Source organism: Arthrobacter sp. B0490 (assembly GCF_002929355.1).
Lineage (GTDB): Bacteria > Actinomycetota > Actinomycetes > Actinomycetales > Micrococcaceae > Arthrobacter_D.
Genome location: NZ_PJIR01000001.1, coordinates 95,655 through 112,793 on the forward strand (window position 1 = coordinate 95,655; position 17,139 = coordinate 112,793).

Here is a 17,139-nt window from a genome sequence, read left to right on the forward strand (position 1 = left end):
TCGGGATTCGGCTGCGGCTCCTGCAGTGTACGGTCGGCCCGTTCTCCCGCCCGGCTCATCAGGGACGGTGTCGCCGCCGTGTCGCCCCCGCCCTCCGCCCACCTACTAGGGTGGGACCATGCCTGCTCTCCCCCGGTCCGCGACCCCCCTGGTGTTCGCCGCGATCCTGGTGGCGCTGTCCGGGTGCGGCTCCGTCGTCGACGTCGATCCCGCGCAGGATGCGGCGAACGCGCGGTGCGCAGACGTGATGATCGCCCTGCCGCCGTCGGTCGCCGAGAACGAACAGCGCGACACGAACAGCCAGGCCACCTCGGCGTGGGGCGATCCCTCCAGGGTGGTCCTGCGGTGCGGCGTGGACGTCCCCGGCCCCACCACCGATCCGTGCGTGACCGTGAACGACGTGGACTGGGTGGTCCGCGAGGGTGATCCGGCCTGGACCGCCACCACCTACGGGCGTGATCCCGCCGTCGAGGTCCTCTTCGACCCGGAGGAGGTCGCCTCGAGCACCGTCCTCGTGGAACTCGGGGACGCCGTCGGGCGCGTGGAGCAGAGCCGCGCGTGCGTCGGCCTCGCCGACGCCACCCCCGCGCCCGGCGGCGGCTGACGCGAGCCCTTCGCCGCCGTCCGACCCCTACCGCCAGGAGGCACCGTGAAAGCCGAGCAAATCTCCGACGTCTGCACCTTCCACGGGGAGGGGCCCTACTGGGACCCGCGCCGCGGGGAGCTGCTGCTGGTGGACATGATGGAGGGCGACGTCCTGGTCCGCCATGACGACGGCAGCTTCGACCGGCACGACGTGCACCCGCGCCTCGCCGGCGTCGTCCGCGGCCGCGCGTCGGGCGGGTACGTCCTCGGCGTCGAGCGCGGGTTCCTGTTCGCCGACGACTCGTTCACGACCCTCGAGCAGGGCCCCGCGGCCTTCAGCGACGGCTCCGTCCGCATGAACGACGGCGGCTGCGACACCGCGGGGCGGTTCCTGTGCGGGTCGATGGGCTGGGAGGGCGGCTTCGGTGCGGGCACCCTGTACGCGCTGGACGGTGACCATGCGGTCTCCACCCTGCTGACCGGCGTCACCGTCTCCAACGGCCTGCACTTCTCCCCCACCGGCGACACCGCGTTCTTCGCCGACACCCCCACCGGTCGCATCGACGCCCTCGGCTACGACGTCGCCTCCGGCCGGTTCACGGACCGCCGCACGTTCGCCGTCGTCGAGCAGGCGCTCGGGATGCCCGACGGGCTCGCCATCGACGCCGAGGGCGGCATCTGGGCCGCGCTGTACGGAGGCGGGGCCGTGGCACGCTACGACGCCTCCGGCAGGCTCACGGACCACGTCACGCTGCCCGTGACGAACGTGACGGCGTGCGCCTTCGGTGGACCGGACCTGACGACGCTGTTCATCACGACGACCCGGGAGAACGTCCCGGAGGGGTCGGAGTCCCAGGCCGGCGCGCTCTTCGCCGTCGAGCCCGGGGTGGTCGGCGCTCCCCTGCCGATGTTCGCGGGCTAGTCAGGCGGACCAGGCGGACCAGGAGGGTCAGGCGGACCAGCCCTCCACGGACGCCTGCTGTCGGACATCCGTGGAGGGAGTGCTCGAGGACGTCCGGCGGTGCGACGGGCGCGCGTCGTCCGTCGCGGCGCCGGACGGCGTCACCGTGCCGTGATCGGCATCAGCATCGGCATCGGCATCGGCATCGGCATCGGCATCACAGGATGGGTTGTCCGCCGGTGACGGCGATGAGCGCCCCCGAGACGTAGCTCGCCTCGTCCGACGCGAGCATCACGTACACCGGGGCGAGCTCCGCGGGCTGGCCCGCCCGCTGCATCGGCACCTGCCGGCCGAAGGTCTCGACCTGCTCGTTCGGCATGGTGGCAGGGATGAGTGGTGTCCAGACGGGTCCGGGGGCCACCGAGTTGGCGCGGATGCCACGCTCGGCGAGGAGCTGCGCCATGGACGCGGTCATGTTGGCGATGCCGGCCTTCGTCGCCGAGTAGGGCATCAGGGTGGGCACCGGGTTGTCCGCGTTGATGGAGCTCGAGCCGATGATCGAGCCCCCCTTGCCCATGTGCGGCAGGACCGCCTTCGTGAGGTGGAAGAAGGCGCTGAGGTTGGTGGCGAGCGTGTGGTTCCACTCCTCGTCCGGGATCTCCTCGATGGTCTCGTGGGTCATCTGGAAGGCGGCGTTGCTGACGAGGATGTCCACACGGCCGAACTCCTCGACGGCCTTGTCGATCACGGCGCGGCACGTCGCCGGGTCGGCGAGGTCCCCGGGGAAGAGGACGGCCTGCCGCCCCGCCTCCTCCACCCAGCGCGCCGTCTCGCGGGCGTCGTCGTCCTCGTTCAGGTAGCTGATGAGGACGTCCGCTCCCTCGCGGGCGTACGCGATCGCGACGGCGCGGCCGATGCCGCTGTCACCGCCCGTGATGACGGCCTTCTTGCCTGTCAGCCGGCCGCTGCCGCGATAGGACTCCTCGCCGTGATCGGGAGTCGGGTCCATGGCCTCGGTGGTTCCGGGCGGGTCCTGCTGCTGCGCCGGCTGGCTCACTGTTTCTCCTCGTGACGGCGGGCGGTCGCGCCCGTGGGTTCCTGGCCCCTTCACCGTAAGCATCCGTCTCGATCGGAGGGAAGCGGACGGGTGGTCCGGAAACCCGTTGCACGAGGAGGACTCCCTGCGTCCCTGCGGTACGCAGCCGCATCCGTCCCGCCGTCGGAGCGGACCGACGCGCTACCCGTCGGTGGCCTGGTCCGCCGTCTGCGGCACCCGCCACCGGGGTGTCAGTGACAGTAAGTAGACTGATGGCTTCAGCCGGCCACCACGAAGGGGAACACACATGGCAGACACACTGGGAAGCCCGAACTCCGAGCCCGAGGGCGGATTCGAGCGTGATCCCTCCGACTGGGTCACCGGCGACGAGCCCATGACCGCCGCGCAGCGCAGTTACCTGGACACGCTCGCACGCGAGGCGGGCGAGGAGATCCCGGCGGACATCAACAAGGCCGAGGCATCGGAGCACATCGACCGGCTGCAGGGCAAGAGCAAGCGACTCGCCGACGACTCCTGACCCGGACGCTTCCTGGATCCCACTGTCCGGCGCCGGAGCGCCCGGGCAGTGGGATTCCTGCGTCCGGCCCGGATCTAGCGCGTCGCCGCGAAGTTGAACTCGGTGCAGATGTCCTGGCCGAACAGGAAGCGCCGGACGGGCGCCGTACGCGCCTCGGCCAGGGCGTCGGATCCCGAGAAGCGGATCCCGGGGATGCCGTCGCCCACGAGCACCGGTGCGGTGGTGAGGTAGAGGCGGTCGAGTGCGCCGGCCTCGAGGAACCGCGAGACGGTCTTCCCGCCCCCTTCGACGAGGACCTTCCCGAGTCCCCGCGCCTGCAGGATGTCCAGGACGCGGCGCGGCGCGAAGTCCTCGACCGGCAGACGCACCACCTCCACCGAGGAGGGCAGCCCGTCGGTCACCGCGGCGTCGTGCGCCACGATCCACAGTGTCGGCACGCCGTCGTCGGCCAGCACCCGGGTGCCGACGCCCACCCTCGCCGCCGCATCCAGCACCACACGCACGGGGCTGCGGCCGGGGACGTCCTCGACGGCGAGGGAGCAGTCCTCGGCCAGGACGGTGGACGCACCCACGACGACGGCGTCCACGAGCGCACGCAGCCGCTGGAGGTGACCGTGGTCGCCGCGGTCCTCGTGGAAGCCCGCGTCCCCCGAGCGTGACGCGATGAACCCGTCGAGGCTCTGGCGCAACTGCCCCACGACGAGCTGCCCCGACGCCTGCGCGAGGTAGCCGTACCGGTGGGTCAGTTCCTCCGCCTCGCCCGGGGCGGGCGCCGCCGGCACCACGCCGTCGAGCAGAGACTCCCACGCATCGGCGCCGGGAGGTGCGTCATGCCGCATGCGGGCGCGCTTGGTCGCCAGGTAGCCCGCGTTCTCCGCGCGGTCGGACACGGGGAGGTTGCGGCGCTCGACGACGGCGATGCCGAGGTCCTCGAGTGCCTCCTCCTTCGCCGGGTTGCCGGACAGCAGGCGGACGGAGCCGATGCCGAGGTCCTGCAGGATCTCGGCGGCCTGGCCGTACCGGCGCGCGTCCACGGGCAGTCCGAGCGCCGTGTTCGCATCCACCGTGTCGATGCCCTGGTCCTGCAGGGCGTAGGCCTTCAGCTTCGCCAGCAGGCCGATGCCGCGGCCCTCATGGCCCCGGACGTAGACCACGACGCCCCGTCCCTCCGCGGAGATGGCGGCGAGGGCGGCATCGAGCTGCTCCCCGCAGTCGCAGCGCCAGGACCCGAAGGCGTCGCCCGTGAGGCACTCGCTGTGCACGCGGACGAGCGGGGCCGGACCCGCGAGTGCGGCGTCGTCGATCCCCTGCATGAGGGCCACGTGCTCGGTGCCCCCGTCGTCGCGGTAGCCGACGAGGCGGAAGGTCCCGTGCCGGGTGGGCAGGACGGTCTCCGCGACCCTCTCGACGGTCGCCGGCACGGCTGCGGCATCAGCGCGCGGGGACTTGATGGACATGGGTCAACCCTACGAGCGGGGCCCCGGGGACGCGAAAACGCGCGTCCCCGGGCGTCGGCAGGGGCAGGACGCCGGCCCCGCACTACCCGGTCCGCCGCTCCTTGCCGGGCGGCCGGCCTTCGCCGCTCCCTGCCGATCGGCCGGCGGCCGGTCTCACCGGCCGGCTACGACGAGGGGGGCCGCCGCACGTCGGACGCGGCGCGTCCGAGGACCTCGCGGACGGCCAGCACGGCGGGCCGCTGCGCACCCGCGCGGCGGGCCGAGGTGAAGATGGAGCGCCGCGGACTCTCCCCGAGGCCGAGGAGCTGCACGGGGACGCTCCGCCCGGTCCAGACGAGGTCGGGCATCAGCGCGACCGCGTTGCCCGATTCGATCAGGCGGATCTGCGCCTGCAGATCCGCGGTCTCGTAACGGACATCGGGTTCGAAGCCGGCCCGCCGGCACGCCTGTTCCGCCCAGTGGCGGGAGGCCGCTCCCCTCGGTTCCATGACCCATGCAGCCGCGGCAGCCTCCGCGACGGTGGTGATGCCCGCATGGTCGCCGGCGAGCGGGACGGCGAGGCGGATCGCATCCTCCGTCAGGGGCACGTGGTCGAGTTCGGGGTGGCGGGGAGCCGCGTGTCCGGGGTACTGCTCGGCGATCACGAGGTCGAAGTCGCGGGCGAACGTCTCGTACAGGGCGGTCTCCGGTTCGCGCTGCACCATCTCGACGCGTACGTCGGGATAGTCGCGCGTCATGGCCGTCAGGGCGCCCGGCATGAGTGCCAGCGCGGCCGACTGGAAGACCGCCACCCGGACGGTGCCGGACACCGTGGTCAGCGACGCCGCGAGGTCCGCCTCGGCGCGCTCCAGCGTCTCGAGCAGCTCGGCGGTGTGGGCGACGAGCACTTCGGCCTGCGCCGTCAGCACCACCCGGCGGCCGGCCTTCCGCAGCAGTTCCACGCCCACCTCCTTCTCCAGCAGGGCGAGCTGCTGCGAGACCGAGGAGGGGCTGTAGTTCAGGGCTTCCGCGACGTCCGCGAGAGTGCCGCGGATCTTCAGTTCACGGAGCAGCCGCAGCCTGCGCAGGTCGAGCACGATGCCTCCGGGTGCCATCTCTTGGATCGGTTGTGCTCACGAGTACCGTTCGGTAATCATCGCTTTTCCTAATCGTACGGCGGTTCGATACTGGGAAGGAAATACCTTCCCGCGGAAGCCGTCCGATCGAAAGCCTGTGCCATGACAACCCAGATCCCGCGCCTCCACGACGCCGCCGCTCCGGCACCCCGGGACGCGTCGGCGCCCGGCACCGCATCCGACGACACGCCCCGCCGGTTCACCGCCGGTCCGGGCGGCACCACCGACATCCCGGCAGCGCTGCCGGAGCAGGCCGTCGCCCTGGTACGCCGGTGGCTCACCGAGGCCTCCAAGGTGCCCGTCGACTCGTCCGCCCAGCAGCTCGCCGGTGTCCTCAAGGACCCGGACGGGCTGGCCTTCACCGTCGGCTTCGTGGACGGCGTCATCCGGCCCGAGGACCTGTCGGTGGCCGCCCGCAACCTCGGTGCGATCGCCCCGAAGGTGCCCGGGTTCCTCCCCTGGTACATGCGCTCCGCCGTCAAGGTGGGCGCCGCCGTCGCGCCCGTCCTGCCGCAGGTCGTCATCCCCATCGCCCGGCGCGTGCTGCGCGAGATGGTGGGACACCTCATCATCGACGCCTCCGATGCCAGGCTCGGCCGCTCGATCGCCAGGATCAGGCGCGAGGGGATCCGCCTGAACGTCAACCTCCTCGGCGAGGCGGTCCTCGGCGACCACGAGGCCGAACGCCGCCTGGCGGGCACCGTCCGGCTCCTCGAGCGCCCCGACGTCGACTACGTGTCGATCAAGGTGTCCTCCACCGTCGCCCCGCACACCGCCTGGGCCTTCGAGGAGGCGGTGCAGCACGTCGCCGAGAAGCTCGCCCCCCTGTACGCGCTCGCCGCCCGGTCCGAGCCGCGCAAGTTCATCAACCTCGACATGGAGGAGTACAAGGACCTCGACCTCACGATCGCGGTCTTCATGGAGATCCTCGACCGGCCCGAGTTCTCGGAGCTCGAAGCGGGCATCGTCCTGCAGGCCTACCTCCCCGACTCGCTCGGAGCCATGGTCCGCCTGCAGGAGTGGGCCGCGGCCCGCCGCGCCGGTGGAGGCGCCGGCATCAAGGTCCGCGTCGTGAAGGGGGCGAACCTGCCGATGGAGCAGGTCGAGGCGTCCCTCCACGACTGGCCGCTGGCCACCTGGGGGTCCAAGCAGGACTCCGACACGCACTACAAGCGCGTGCTCAACTACGCCCTGCAGCCCGGGCGCATCGACAACGTGCGCGTCGGCATCGCCGGGCACAACCTGTTCGACCTCGCCTTCGCCTGGCTGCTCGCCGGTGAGCGCGGCGTCCGTCAGGGCATCGAGTTCGAGATGCTCCTCGGCATGGCACAGGGTCAGGCGGAGGCGGTCCGGCGCGACGTCGGCTCCCTGCTCCTCTACACGCCGGTGGTGCACCCGGGTGAGTTCGACGTCGCCATCGCCTACCTGATCCGGCGTCTCGAAGAGGGGGCGAGCCAGGACAACTTCATGTCCGCCGTCTTCGAGCTCTCCGAGAACGAGGCACTCTTCGACCGCGAGAAGAACCGCTTCCTCGCGTCCCTGGAGGAGCTGGACACCTCGATCCCCGCACCGAACCGCAGGCAGGACCGCACCGCTCCCGTCCGGCCGCACCCGGGCACGGGTTTCACCAACACCCCCGACACGGACCCCTCGCTCCCGGCCAACCGGGCGTGGGGCCGGGCGATCCTCGATCGTGTCCCCGCCTCCCAGCTGGGGAACAGACTCGTCGCAGAGACGACGCTCACGCGCGCCGACGAGCTCGAGGACACCATCGCCGGTGCCGTCTCGGCCGCCGCCTCGTGGGGTGCGCTCAGCGGAGCCGAGCGGGCCGTGATCCTGCACCGCGCGGGCGACGCCCTCGAGGCGCGCCGCGCCGAGCTCATGGAGGTCATGGCCGCCGAGACCGGCAAGACCCTGGACCAGGCCGACCCCGAGATCTCCGAGGCCGGCGACTTCGCCCACTACTACGCGGAGCGCGCCCGCGAGCTCGACGACGTCGACGGCGCCGTGTTCTCCCCCGTCCGGCTCACCGTCGTGACGCCGCCGTGGAACTTCCCGGTCGCGATCCCCGCCGGCTCGACCCTGGCCGCGCTCGCCTCCGGGTCCTCCGTGATCATCAAGCCCGCCTCCCAGGCACGCCGGTCCGGATCCGTCATGATCGACGCGCTGTGGGCCGCGGGCGTGCCACGCGAGGTCCTGCGCCTCGTACAGGTCGAGGAGGGTGACCTCGGGCGCCGGCTCATCTCGGATCCCCGCGTGGACCGGGTCATCCTGACCGGCGGCTACGAGACCGCGGAGCTGTTCCGCTCGTTCCGGACCGATCTGCCGCTGCTCGCCGAGACGTCGGGCAAGAACGCCGTCATCGTCACCCCGAGTGCTGACCTCGACCTCGCCGCGAAGGACGTCGCACAGTCGGCATTCGGCCACGCGGGCCAGAAGTGCTCGGCCGCGTCCCTCGTGATCCTCGTGGGCAGCGCGGCGACATCGCACAGGTTCCGCAACCAGCTGCTGGACGCCGTCGCCTCGCTCTCCGTCGGCTACCCGGACGATCCCACCACGCAGATGGGTCCGGTGATCGAGCCCGCCGCCGGCAAGCTGCTCGCCGGCCTGACGACACTCGGTGAGGGTGAGTCGTGGCTCGTCGAACCGCAGCGGCTCGACGACTCGGGGCGCCTGTGGAGCCCGGGCATCCGGGTCGGCGTGAAGCGTGGTTCCACCTACCACCTGACCGAGTACTTCGGGCCGATCCTCGGGGTGATGACCGCCGCGACCCTCGAGGAGGCGATCGCCCTGCAGAACGACATCGACTACGGCCTCACCTCCGGTATCCACTCGCTCGACAGCCGGGAGATCGCCGCCTGGATCGACGGCGTGCAGGCAGGCAACCTGTACGTCAACCGGGGTATCACGGGGGCGATCGTGCAGCGTCAGCCCTTCGGTGGCTGGAAGAAGTCCGCCGTCGGGGCCGGCACGAAGGCGGGCGGCCCCAACTACCTCGTGGGTCTCGGGACGTGGTCCCCGAGGAAGGCCGAGGCCCAGGGTGCCCCCCTACCCGTCGTCGAGCCCCTGCTGTCGGCGGTGCGGACCGCCGGTCTGCCCGACGCCGATGGCGCCCGCCTCGCCCGGGCCGCCGCGTCGGACGCCGAGGCGTGGAACGAGGAGTTCGGCCGCGTCCGCGACGTGTCCGCCCTCTCGGCCGAGCGGAACCTGTTCCGCTACCTCCCCCACCCGGTGACGATCCGCCTGGCGGAGGGCGCGCCCGTCGCCGACCTCGTGCGTGTCCTGCTGGCGGCGACGGCGGCCGGTGCACCGGTGGCCGTCTCGTCCGCCGTCGACCTCCCCGTGGAGCTGCGCTCCGCGCTCCACGAGCAGGTCGAGAGCATCACGGTCGAGGACGACGCCGCCTGGCTGGCCCGCGCGGCGACACTGCCCCTCCGCCGCGTCCGGCTCATCGGCGGAGGAGCGTCGGCGCTCGCAGCCGTGACGGGCGGGCGGCCCGATCTCGCGATGTACGCGCAGCCCGTCACGGAGTCGGGGCGGATCGAGCTGCTGCCGTTCCTGCAGGAGCAGGCCATCAGCATCACCGCCCACCGCTTCGGCACCCCGAACGACCTGACCGTCGGGTTCCTCTAGCGGCGCGGACCGGCCGGCCCGCTGTCCGGGCCGGCATCGCCGCTGTCCGGGCCGGGCACCCGGCGCGGTCCGGGCCGGGCACCCGGCGCGGCCGCTCATCCCCGGGGCACCTCCCCCACGGGGATGGGCACCCGGCGCGGCGGCCCCTCCCCGGGGCGCCTTGCTGCCATCGTGCTGCCCGCCGTCGTTCCCTCTTTTCTTGCCGGGATACGCGTGTCGGAGTGCGACACGCCGCCGTCCGACCTCGCTCGCGGTGGAAACCGAGGAACGACGGCGGCCACATGTCGCCTCGGCCGTCCGCCCCTGCGGGAAGCAGGGAAGCGGGAGTCAGGCCACGGCGCGCTGCGCGGCGTCCTCGAGCAGCCGCGCTCCCCGCCGTGCACCGTCGGCAGCCCGGAGGCGGTCGCCGATGGCCGAGGCGGCCGCCGCGTAGGTGCCGGTGCCGAGGATGGTCGTCAGGGCGGCTGCGATCTGTGCCTCGGAGGACTTGCGGCTCAGCGTCAGCCCCGCGCCCGCGTCCTGCACGACCTTGCCGATCATGGGTTGGTCGAGCATGGGATGCAGCGGCAGGATGAGCATGGGTAGACCGTGGGCGAGGGCCCGCATCGTCGTCGCGTGTCCGCCGTGCCCGATGACGGCCGAGCACCGGGGCATCACGTCGTTGTGCGGGACGTAGCGGTGGACCACCGTGTTGGGTGAAGCGGAGAGAGCCTGCGGGTCGACCGCGGGGCCCGTCGTCAGTGTCACGTCCACGGGCAGGTCCGCGACCGCACCGAGGATCTTCCGGAGCACCTCGGGCTGTCCCGGATAGGCGATGGTGCTGAGGCTCACCAGGACATGGGGACGGACCGGTGGTTCCGCCGGGGCTGCGACATCCAGTGCCGCTCCCGACCACACGGCCCTCCCCGAGCGGTGGGTGTGACCCGCGGGGTCGAGATCCCGATCCGCGCAGACGAGCACACTCCGTGCCTGCCGCGTCACCTGCCGCGGCCCCAATCCCCTCAGCCGTGCGAGTACCGAGACCGGGTCGCGCCGGAAGGGGCCGTCGAAGTAGGCATAGAAGCTGTGGACCAGCGAGACGTAGGGGACTCCTGCCTTCGCGGCGGCACCGAGGGCTCCCAGGAGGAGGCAGTCGATGACCAGCAGATCCGGCGGATCGCGGTGGACGTCGGACATCAGGTCGCGCGCGATACCCGGGTCGGTGAGCGTGGAGAACCAGTTGAGGGAGTCGCGCAGGGCGGACACCTCGACGGTCGGGGTGGTCGGCGCCTCGGTGCGGTACGCGGTGAAGTCCGCTCCCGACGCCCGGATTGTCTCCGCCTGCGCCTCATGACCGAGGAACCGGACGGCGTGGCCCTGGCCCATCAGCTCGCGGGCGATCAGGAGGGCCGGCGGGACATTGCCGCCGGCGTCGAGCGTGGCGAAGAGGAAGGTGGACATGGCGTCCCTCCGGGGAACTCGCCGAACGATGCTGGGGGATGAGGATACTGCTCCCTCCCCCGTGGAACAATGACGGGAAGCAACCTCCCTGACCAGAGCCGGAAGTGCCCCTGCCATGCCGTCATCGTCCGACCGCCCTGCCCTCCTGCGGCCGCGGACCGGGTCGCTGGTGCCCGGGCTGGCGGTGGTCGCCGCGGGGGTCGCCGTCGCTGTCTGGACAGGGTCGCTGCAGGCCGTTCTCGGTCCCCTGGTGATCGCACTCGTCCTCGGTGTGCTGCTCGCCAACTCCTCCCTCTACGCCCCGGCTCTCCGGCCCGGCGTGAAGGCGGGGACGAAGCGGCTCCTGCGGGCCGGCGTCGTCCTGCTGGGCCTCCAGCTCGCGCTGCCCGACATCGTGGCACTCGGCCTCCCGGTCCTCGGCCTGATCATCGCCTGCGTGGCCCTGAGCTATGTCCTCACGCTGCAGCTGGGCCTGCGGTTGGGACTCTCGCGCGCCGGGGCGACGCTCATGGCCGCGGGCTTCTCGATCTGCGGGGCATCGGCCGTCGCGGGCCTCCAGGGTGTCGTGAACGCCGACGACGACGAGGCCGCCGCCGCGGTCGCGATGGTCACCCTGTACGGGTCACTGATGATCGTCGTCCTGCCCGTGCTCGGGGGGCTGCTCGGCCTGAGCGAGGACCGCTTCGGGATGTGGGCCGGCCTGGCGGTCCACGAGGTGGCGCAGGTGGTGGCCGTCGCCGGCACCGCAGGGGCGACGGCCCTCGCCGTCGCAACGGTCGTCAAGCTCGGCCGGGTCCTCATGCTCGCGCCGGTCGCCGCGCTCGCGTCCGTCGGGGAACGACGGCGCACCGCAGCAATCCCAGCCGCGGATCACCGGGCCGGGAGCCGGGCCGATGATCCGGACACCCCGACGACCACGGGCCCGGCGACCGGGCCCCGCCCACCCGTGGTGCCCCTCTTCGTGCTGGGCTTCCTGGTGATGGTCGGCGTCCGCTCGCTCGGGATCCTGCCCGGTCCGGTGCTCGACGGCGGGCGCACCGTCACCACGGTCCTCCTGGCGGCGGGCATGTTCGGTCTCGGGGCGGGTATCGACGTGCGCCGCCTACTGCGCACCGGAGGCCGCTTCGCCGCCGTCGGCGCCGGCTCGAGCACCCTGCTCGCGGGTGGCTCGCTCGTGGGCGTGCTCCTGCTGGCGTGACCGCCGGCCCCGGCGGGGGCCCGACGACGCCCGCCCTCCGCTCGCGCCCGGGGGCGGGCCGGGGTCAGCGCAGCCCGGTGGGGCGGCTGAGCGCGAGCCCGATCAGTTCGTCGATCAGCTCGGTGTAGCCGAGGCCGGACTTCGCCCACATCTGCGGGTACATGCTGATGGGCGTGAAGCCGGGCATGGTGTTGATCTCGTTGATGACCAGGCGGCCGTCGGGCGTGTAGAAGAAGTCGACCCGGGAGAGGCCCTCCCCGCCGATCGCCTCGAACGCCTGGCCCGCGAGCAGCTGCACGCGGTCGAGGATGTCCGGCGGGAGATCCGCCGGGCAGGACAGCTCGGCCGCGGCGCCGTCGACGTACTTGGCCTCGAAGTCGTACCAGGCATGGTCGCCGGGCTGCATCGCGATCTCCCCCGGCAGCGACGTGCGCGGCGCCTCGAGCCCGCGTCCCTGCAGGACTGCCACCTCGATCTCGCGGCCTTCGATCCCGGCCTCGACGACCACCTTCGGATCGTGGGCGCGGGCCGCCTCCACGGCGTCCCTGATCCCGGCGGCGTCCTCGACGCGGCTGATGCCCATGGAGGAGCCGGCACGGGACGGCTTGACGAAGAGCGGGAACCCGAGGCCCGCGGCCCGCGTCACGCAGGCGTCGGGGTCGCTGCGCCACTGCCGGTCGGTGATGACCTCGTAGGGGCCCACCTCGAGCCCCGCGGCCGAGAAGACCACCTTCATGTAGTGCTTGTCCATGCCGACGGCGGACGCCAGGACGCCGGCCCCCACGTAGCGCATCTCCGCCATCTCGAGCATGCCCTGCAGCGTGCCGTCCTCACCGAACGGACCGTGCAGGAGCGGCAGCACCACGTCGACGCCGCCCAGGCTCTCCGGGACGGACCCCGGCGCGGCGACGAGCAGTTCCTGGCCGACACCCCCGCTGGTGGCCGACCCCATGACCACGGCCTGTTCCGTCGCGACGACCTCGGGCAGGACATCGGAGCGCAGCGACCACGCGGACGGATCCGCCGAGACCAGCGACCACTGCCCCGACCTCGTGATGCCCACGGGCACGACGTCGTAGCGGGTCCGGTCGATCGCCTCGAGGACGCCGGCCGCGGTCACGCAGCTGACGGAGTGCTCGCTCGAGCGGCCGCCGAACAGGACGAGGACACGGGGCTTGCGGGTGGGGAGGGGTGTTTCGGTGGTCACGGGGCGGAATCGCCTTCCGGCTTGAGGTTGCGGGACAGCAGGCGCGGTCCGAGGTCGTTGACGGACAGGCGCCCCTGGAGGACGGCCACCACGCTCTCGGTGATCGGCATGTCGACGCCCAGTTTCGTGGCGGAGTCGAGCACGGCGTGGGCGGACTTGATGCCCTCGGCGGTCTGGTTCATGCGCACCGTCACCTGCTCGAGGGTCAGGCCCTGGCCGAGCAGGTGGCCGGCGGTGTGGTTGCGCGACAGCGCAGAGGAGCACGTGGCGATCAGGTCACCCATGCCGGCGAGACCCGCCAGCGTCTCGGGCTTGCCCCCGAGGGCCACCGCCAGGCGCGTGGTCTCGGCGAGGCCCCGGGTGATGACGGACGCCTTCGTGTTGTCGCCCATGCGACGCCCCTCGCAGATGCCGACGGCGAGGGCGATGACGTTCTTGACGATGCCCCCGATCTCGACGCCGATCACGTCCGTGGAGGTGTAGGGCCTGAAGTAGGAGGCCGTGCAGGCGGCCGCGATCCACGCCGCGGTGTCATGGTCGGGGCATGCGACGACGGACGCGGTCGGCTCCTCGCGGGCGATCTCCATGGCGAGGTTGGGTCCGGACAGCACGGCGATACGTTCCGCCGGCAGCCCGAGCTCCTCGGCGATCACCTCGCTCATGCGCGCGTCCGTGCCGACCTCCAGGCCCTTCATGAGGGAGACGACGACGGCGGTGGCCGGGATGAGGGGGCGCCAGGCCGGGAGCTGCGCCCGGAGCGTCTGGGCGGGTACGGCGATGACCACGAGCTCGCTGTCGGCCAGGACGGCCCCGACGTCCGCGGACGCGGCGACGTTCGACGGCAGTCGGGTGTCCCCGAGGTACCGCGAGTTCCGGTGGTCGGCGGTGATCTCCTCGGCGACCTCGGGGCGGCGCGACCAGAGCATGACGGGGGTCTCGGCGGCGGCGTCGGCGAGGACCTTGGCGAACGTCGTCCCCCAGCTGCCGGAGCCGAGGACCGCGATCTTCGCGGGTGGGGTGGTCCGGGAATCCCCTGCAGCGGTCATGACCGCCCTCCGCGCGGCGACCCGTCGGGGTCGTCCGGGGTCTCGGAGTTCCGGCCCATCCGCTTCTGCTGCTTGTGCGCCGGATCCCAGCGCTCGGCGGGCGGTTCCTCACCCCTCAGCTCGGCGAGGAGCGCCGTGATGGAGTCGACGATGCGCTCGGTCGCGGCATCGAGCGTGGTCTTCGTGAGGGGGGCGCCCCGGAGGTCGGAGAGGTCGACGGGTTCGCCGACGAGCACGCGGGAACGCTTGCGCGGGAAGAGGTGGAAACGCTTGGCGTAGCGGGGGAAGACCTCGTGCGCACCCCAGTGGGCGATGGGCACGACCGGCGCCCCGGTCTGGAGAGCGAGACGTGCGGCTCCCGTGTGCCCCTTCATGGGCCACATGTCGGGGTCCCTCGTGAGCGTGCCCTCGGGGTAGATGATGATGCCGCCGCCGTCGGCGAGCGCTGCGCGGGCCGCCTCGAGCGAGCGGTTGGCACCCGCCGAGCTACGCTCCACCGGGATCTGTCCGACGGTGCGCAGGATGGACCCGATCACCGGCACCTCGAACAGCGATGCCTTGGCGAGGAAGTGCGGCATGACGCCCTGGTTGTACAGGAAGTGCGCCACCACGATCGGATCGATCTCCGTGACGTGGTTCGGGCAGACGATCATGCCCGTCCCGCGGGGCAGTCTCTCCTGCCCGCGCCATTCCTTGGCCATGAGTGCGTTCATCGTCGGCCTCACCCAGGATGCGAGGAACGTGAACATGGCCCGTGAGCCCCGTGACTCCCCCATGTGTCCGGACCGCCTAGGAGAAGACCGCGGCGGGAACCGGCGCGTCCTCCGAGACGTCGAAGTCAGCACCGAGGCCCTCGAGCTTGTCCTGGAAACGCTCGTAGCCGCGGTTGATGAGTTCGATCCCGGTGACGCGCGAGACGCCCTCGGCCGCGAGGGCCGCGATGAGGTGGCTGAAGCCGCCGCGCAGGTCGGGGATGTCGATGTCCGCGCCGCGCAGCTGGGTGGGTCCGGAGATGACGGCGGAGTGGAGGAAGTTGCGCTGCCCGAAGCGGCACGGGACGCTGCCGAGGCATTCGCGGTGCAGCTGGATGTTGGCGCCCATGCGGATCAGCGCCTGCGTGAAGCCGAAGCGCTGCTCGTAGACGGTCTCGTGCACGATCGACACGCCGGACGCCTGCGTCAGGGCCACGACGAGGGGCTGCTGCCAGTCCGTCATGAACCCGGGGTGGACGTCCGTCTCGAGCACCAGCGGCTTCAGCGCACCGCCGGGATGGTAGAAGCGGATGCCCTCGTCGTCGACGTCGAAGGCCCCGCCGATCTTCCGGTAGGTGTTGAGGAACGCGGTGAGGTCGAGCTGGCGTGCGCCCTCCACGTAGATGTCACCCTTGGTGACCAGGGCCGCGGACGCCCAGGACGCCGTCTCGTTGCGGTCCGAGATGGCCTTGTGGTTGTAGCCGGTCAGCTCGGCGACGCCCTCGATGCGGATGACGCGGTCCGTCTGCACGGTGATGATGGCGCCCATCTTCTGCAGCACGGCGATGAGGTCCATGATCTCGGGCTCGACGGCCGCCCCCGAGAGCTCGGTGATGCCCTCGGCGCGGATGGCGGTGAGGAGCACCTGTTCGGTGGCTCCGACACTCGGGTACGGGAGGGTGAGCTTCGCTCCATGGAGGCCCTTGGGCGCGGAGATGGAGATCCCGCCGGGGCGCTTGTCGACGACGGCGCCGAAGTTGCGGAGGACCTCGAGGTGGTAGTCGATCGGCCGGTCGCCGATCTTGCAGCCGCCGAGGTCGGGGATGAAGGCCTCGCCGATGCTGTGCATGAGGGGCCCGCAGAAGAGGATGGGGATGCGCGAGTCGCCGGCGTGGGCGTCGATGTCCTTGGACATCGCCATCTTCGCGTCGATCGGGTCCATCGTGAGGTCGCCCGTGACCGGGTCCTTGGTCACGGTGACGCCGTGCAGCTGCAGGAGGCTCGTGACGACGTCGACGTCCTTGATCTCCGGGACGTTGCGGAGGACGGACGGCGTGTTGCCCAGCAGCGAGGCGACCATGGCCTTCGGAACCAGGTTCTTCGCACCGCGGACGGAGACTTTGCCGGTCAGCGGGATGCCGCCGCGGATGGTCAGAACGCTACCCATGAATACCTATTTCCCTCATACGTTGAACCCCCCGCGGACTCGAAAATGCTCCTACCAAGCATAGGAGAACGGCGCGGCAGACAGAAATACAAGGGTACGTCGTGCACTCCCTGTTCCCCTCTGAAGAACCGGTCCGGGTGCGTCGCCATTCCCTCCCGGGCCGGCAGGGGGCGTGAGAAGCGCTACATCCGGACCTGGTCGACGATACGCGGGGGGTGATCCTCGGGGCGTGTGCTCAGGTGCGCACGGGCAGCGTGGTGGGCTTCCAGGAGGGCCTGCCGGCCTCGAAGGTGGTGATGTGCTCCTCCTGCCGGAGGGTGAGGCCGATGTCGTCCAGGCCCTCCAGCAGGCGCCAGCGCGTGTAGTCGTCGAGCTGGAAGGAAGCGCTGACCGGTCCGCACTGCACACTGCGCGCGGCGAGGTCGACGGTCACCGTGGCGCCCGGTTCGTTCTCGAGGATCTTCCAGATGAGCTCGATGTCGTCCTGCGCCACCTGAGCCGCCACCAGGCCCTGCTTGCCCGAGTTGCCGCGGAAGATGTCCGCGAACCGCGAGGACAGGACGGCCCGAAAGCCGTAGTCCTTCAGTGCCCAGACGGCGTGTTCGCGGGACGACCCGGTGCCGAAGTCGGGGCCGGCGACGAGGACGGTGCCGCGGGAGTAGGGCTCCCGGTTGAGGATGAAGCCCTCCTCCTTGCGCCAGCCGGCGAACAGCGCGTCCTCGAACCCGGTACGCGTGATGCGCTTGAGGTACACGGCAGGGATGATCTGGTCGGTGTCGATGTTGCTCTGGCGCAGCGGGACACCGATGCCGGTGTGCGTGGTGATCTTCTCCATGGCGGGCTC

General features: G+C 71.6%; 14 protein-coding genes. 5 read left to right on the forward strand and 9 right to left on the reverse strand.

Annotated elements, in window-relative coordinates; genetic code table 11:
* The first annotated feature begins 118 nt into the window (after window positions 1-118).
* Both CXQ97_RS00500 and CXQ97_RS00505 read left to right on the forward strand, forming a co-directional pair.
* Complete coding sequence (locus CXQ97_RS00500; RefSeq protein ID WP_104178901.1) at window positions 119-604, forward strand: DUF3515 domain-containing protein; 486 nt, start codon at window positions 119-121, stop codon at window positions 602-604.
* Between the two features lie 45 nt (window positions 605-649).
* Window positions 650-1,507 carry an SMP-30/gluconolactonase/LRE family protein gene (locus CXQ97_RS00505; RefSeq protein ID WP_104178902.1) on the forward strand — a complete coding sequence of 286 codons (858 nt, stop codon included), beginning with the start codon at window positions 650-652 and terminating at the stop codon, window positions 1,505-1,507.
* Between the two features lie 196 nt (window positions 1,508-1,703).
* Here the strand turns inward: CXQ97_RS00505 and CXQ97_RS00510 are convergent, their stop codons facing one another.
* On the reverse strand, window positions 1,704-2,543 hold the full coding sequence (locus tag CXQ97_RS00510) for an SDR family oxidoreductase (protein ID WP_181034928.1): 840 nt from the start codon (window positions 2,541-2,543) through the stop codon (window positions 1,704-1,706).
* Between the two features lie 286 nt (window positions 2,544-2,829).
* Here CXQ97_RS00510 and CXQ97_RS00515 point away from each other — a divergent pair, with 286 nt between their 5' ends.
* Window positions 2,830-3,060, forward strand: a complete 231-nt coding sequence (locus CXQ97_RS00515) for a DUF3072 domain-containing protein (RefSeq protein ID WP_104178904.1) — start codon at window positions 2,830-2,832, stop codon at window positions 3,058-3,060.
* Window positions 3,061-3,134: 74 nt separating this feature from the next.
* Here CXQ97_RS00515 and ribA read toward each other — a convergent pair whose 3' ends face one another.
* Window positions 3,135-4,517: a GTP cyclohydrolase II gene (gene ribA / locus CXQ97_RS00520; RefSeq protein ID WP_104178905.1), complete on the reverse strand. Its 1,383-nt coding sequence runs from the start codon at window positions 4,515-4,517 to the stop codon at window positions 3,135-3,137.
* A gap of 164 nt (window positions 4,518-4,681) precedes the next feature.
* Window positions 4,682-5,593, reverse strand: coding sequence for a LysR substrate-binding domain-containing protein (locus CXQ97_RS00525; protein ID WP_104179330.1), 912 nt, complete (start codon window positions 5,591-5,593; stop codon window positions 4,682-4,684).
* Between the two features lie 141 nt (window positions 5,594-5,734).
* On the opposite strand from CXQ97_RS00525, the gene CXQ97_RS00530 reads away from it, so the two are divergent.
* Window positions 5,735-9,265, forward strand: coding sequence for a bifunctional proline dehydrogenase/L-glutamate gamma-semialdehyde dehydrogenase (locus CXQ97_RS00530; protein WP_104178906.1), 3,531 nt, complete (start codon window positions 5,735-5,737; stop codon window positions 9,263-9,265).
* Window positions 9,266-9,592: 327 nt separating this feature from the next.
* Here the strand turns inward: CXQ97_RS00530 and CXQ97_RS00535 are convergent, their stop codons facing one another.
* Window positions 9,593-10,705, reverse strand: coding sequence for a glycosyltransferase (locus CXQ97_RS00535; RefSeq protein WP_181034929.1), 1,113 nt, complete (start codon window positions 10,703-10,705; stop codon window positions 9,593-9,595).
* A 115-nt stretch (window positions 10,706-10,820) separates the two neighbouring features.
* On the opposite strand from CXQ97_RS00535, the gene CXQ97_RS00540 reads away from it, so the two are divergent.
* On the forward strand, window positions 10,821-11,903 hold the full coding sequence (locus CXQ97_RS00540) for a YeiH family protein (protein ID WP_104178908.1): 1,083 nt from the start codon (window positions 10,821-10,823) through the stop codon (window positions 11,901-11,903).
* A gap of 64 nt (window positions 11,904-11,967) precedes the next feature.
* Here CXQ97_RS00540 and CXQ97_RS00545 read toward each other — a convergent pair whose 3' ends face one another.
* The 5 genes from CXQ97_RS00545 to leuD form a co-directional block, all read right to left on the reverse strand.
* On the reverse strand, window positions 11,968-13,110 hold the full coding sequence (locus CXQ97_RS00545; RefSeq protein ID WP_104178909.1) for a D-alanine--D-alanine ligase family protein: 1,143 nt from the start codon (window positions 13,108-13,110) through the stop codon (window positions 11,968-11,970).
* Window positions 13,107-14,156 (reverse strand): NAD(P)H-dependent glycerol-3-phosphate dehydrogenase, encoded by a 1,050-nt coding sequence (locus tag CXQ97_RS00550; protein WP_104178910.1) that lies wholly within the window; start codon window positions 14,154-14,156, stop codon window positions 13,107-13,109. The genes CXQ97_RS00545 and CXQ97_RS00550 overlap by 4 nt, the downstream gene beginning before the upstream one ends.
* Window positions 14,153-14,932 carry a 1-acyl-sn-glycerol-3-phosphate acyltransferase gene (locus tag CXQ97_RS00555; RefSeq protein ID WP_104178911.1) on the reverse strand — a complete coding sequence of 260 codons (780 nt, stop codon included), beginning with the start codon at window positions 14,930-14,932 and terminating at the stop codon, window positions 14,153-14,155. The genes CXQ97_RS00550 and CXQ97_RS00555 overlap by 4 nt, the downstream gene beginning before the upstream one ends.
* Before the next feature lie 13 nt (window positions 14,933-14,945).
* Window positions 14,946-16,295, reverse strand: a complete 1,350-nt coding sequence (murA, locus tag CXQ97_RS00560) for a UDP-N-acetylglucosamine 1-carboxyvinyltransferase (protein ID WP_104178912.1) — start codon at window positions 16,293-16,295, stop codon at window positions 14,946-14,948.
* Window positions 16,296-16,530: 235 nt separating this feature from the next.
* On the reverse strand, window positions 16,531-17,130 hold the full coding sequence (gene leuD / locus CXQ97_RS00565) for a 3-isopropylmalate dehydratase small subunit (RefSeq protein ID WP_104178913.1): 600 nt from the start codon (window positions 17,128-17,130) through the stop codon (window positions 16,531-16,533).
* Window positions 17,131-17,139 lie beyond the last annotated feature (9 nt).

Coding starts and splice junctions, on each gene's coding strand:
- CXQ97_RS00500 (WP_104178901.1), top strand. CDS start 119: ATGCCTGCTCTCCCCCGGTCCGCGACCCCCCTGGTGTTCGCCGCGATC.
- CXQ97_RS00515 (WP_104178904.1), top strand. CDS start 2,830: ATGGCAGACACACTGGGAAGCCCGAACTCCGAGCCCGAGGGCGGATTC.
- ribA (WP_104178905.1), bottom strand. CDS start 4,517: ATGTCCATCAAGTCCCCGCGCGCTGATGCCGCAGCCGTGCCGGCGACC.
- CXQ97_RS00530 (WP_104178906.1), top strand. CDS start 5,735: ATGACAACCCAGATCCCGCGCCTCCACGACGCCGCCGCTCCGGCACCC.
- CXQ97_RS00535 (WP_181034929.1), bottom strand. CDS start 10,705: ATGTCCACCTTCCTCTTCGCCACGCTCGACGCCGGCGGCAATGTCCCG.
- CXQ97_RS00540 (WP_104178908.1), top strand. CDS start 10,821: ATGCCGTCATCGTCCGACCGCCCTGCCCTCCTGCGGCCGCGGACCGGG.
- CXQ97_RS00550 (WP_104178910.1), bottom strand. CDS start 14,156: ATGACCGCTGCAGGGGATTCCCGGACCACCCCACCCGCGAAGATCGCG.
- CXQ97_RS00555 (WP_104178911.1), bottom strand. CDS start 14,932: ATGGGGGAGTCACGGGGCTCACGGGCCATGTTCACGTTCCTCGCATCC.
- murA (WP_104178912.1), bottom strand. CDS start 16,295: ATGGGTAGCGTTCTGACCATCCGCGGCGGCATCCCGCTGACCGGCAAA.
- leuD (WP_104178913.1), bottom strand. CDS start 17,130: ATGGAGAAGATCACCACGCACACCGGCATCGGTGTCCCGCTGCGCCAG.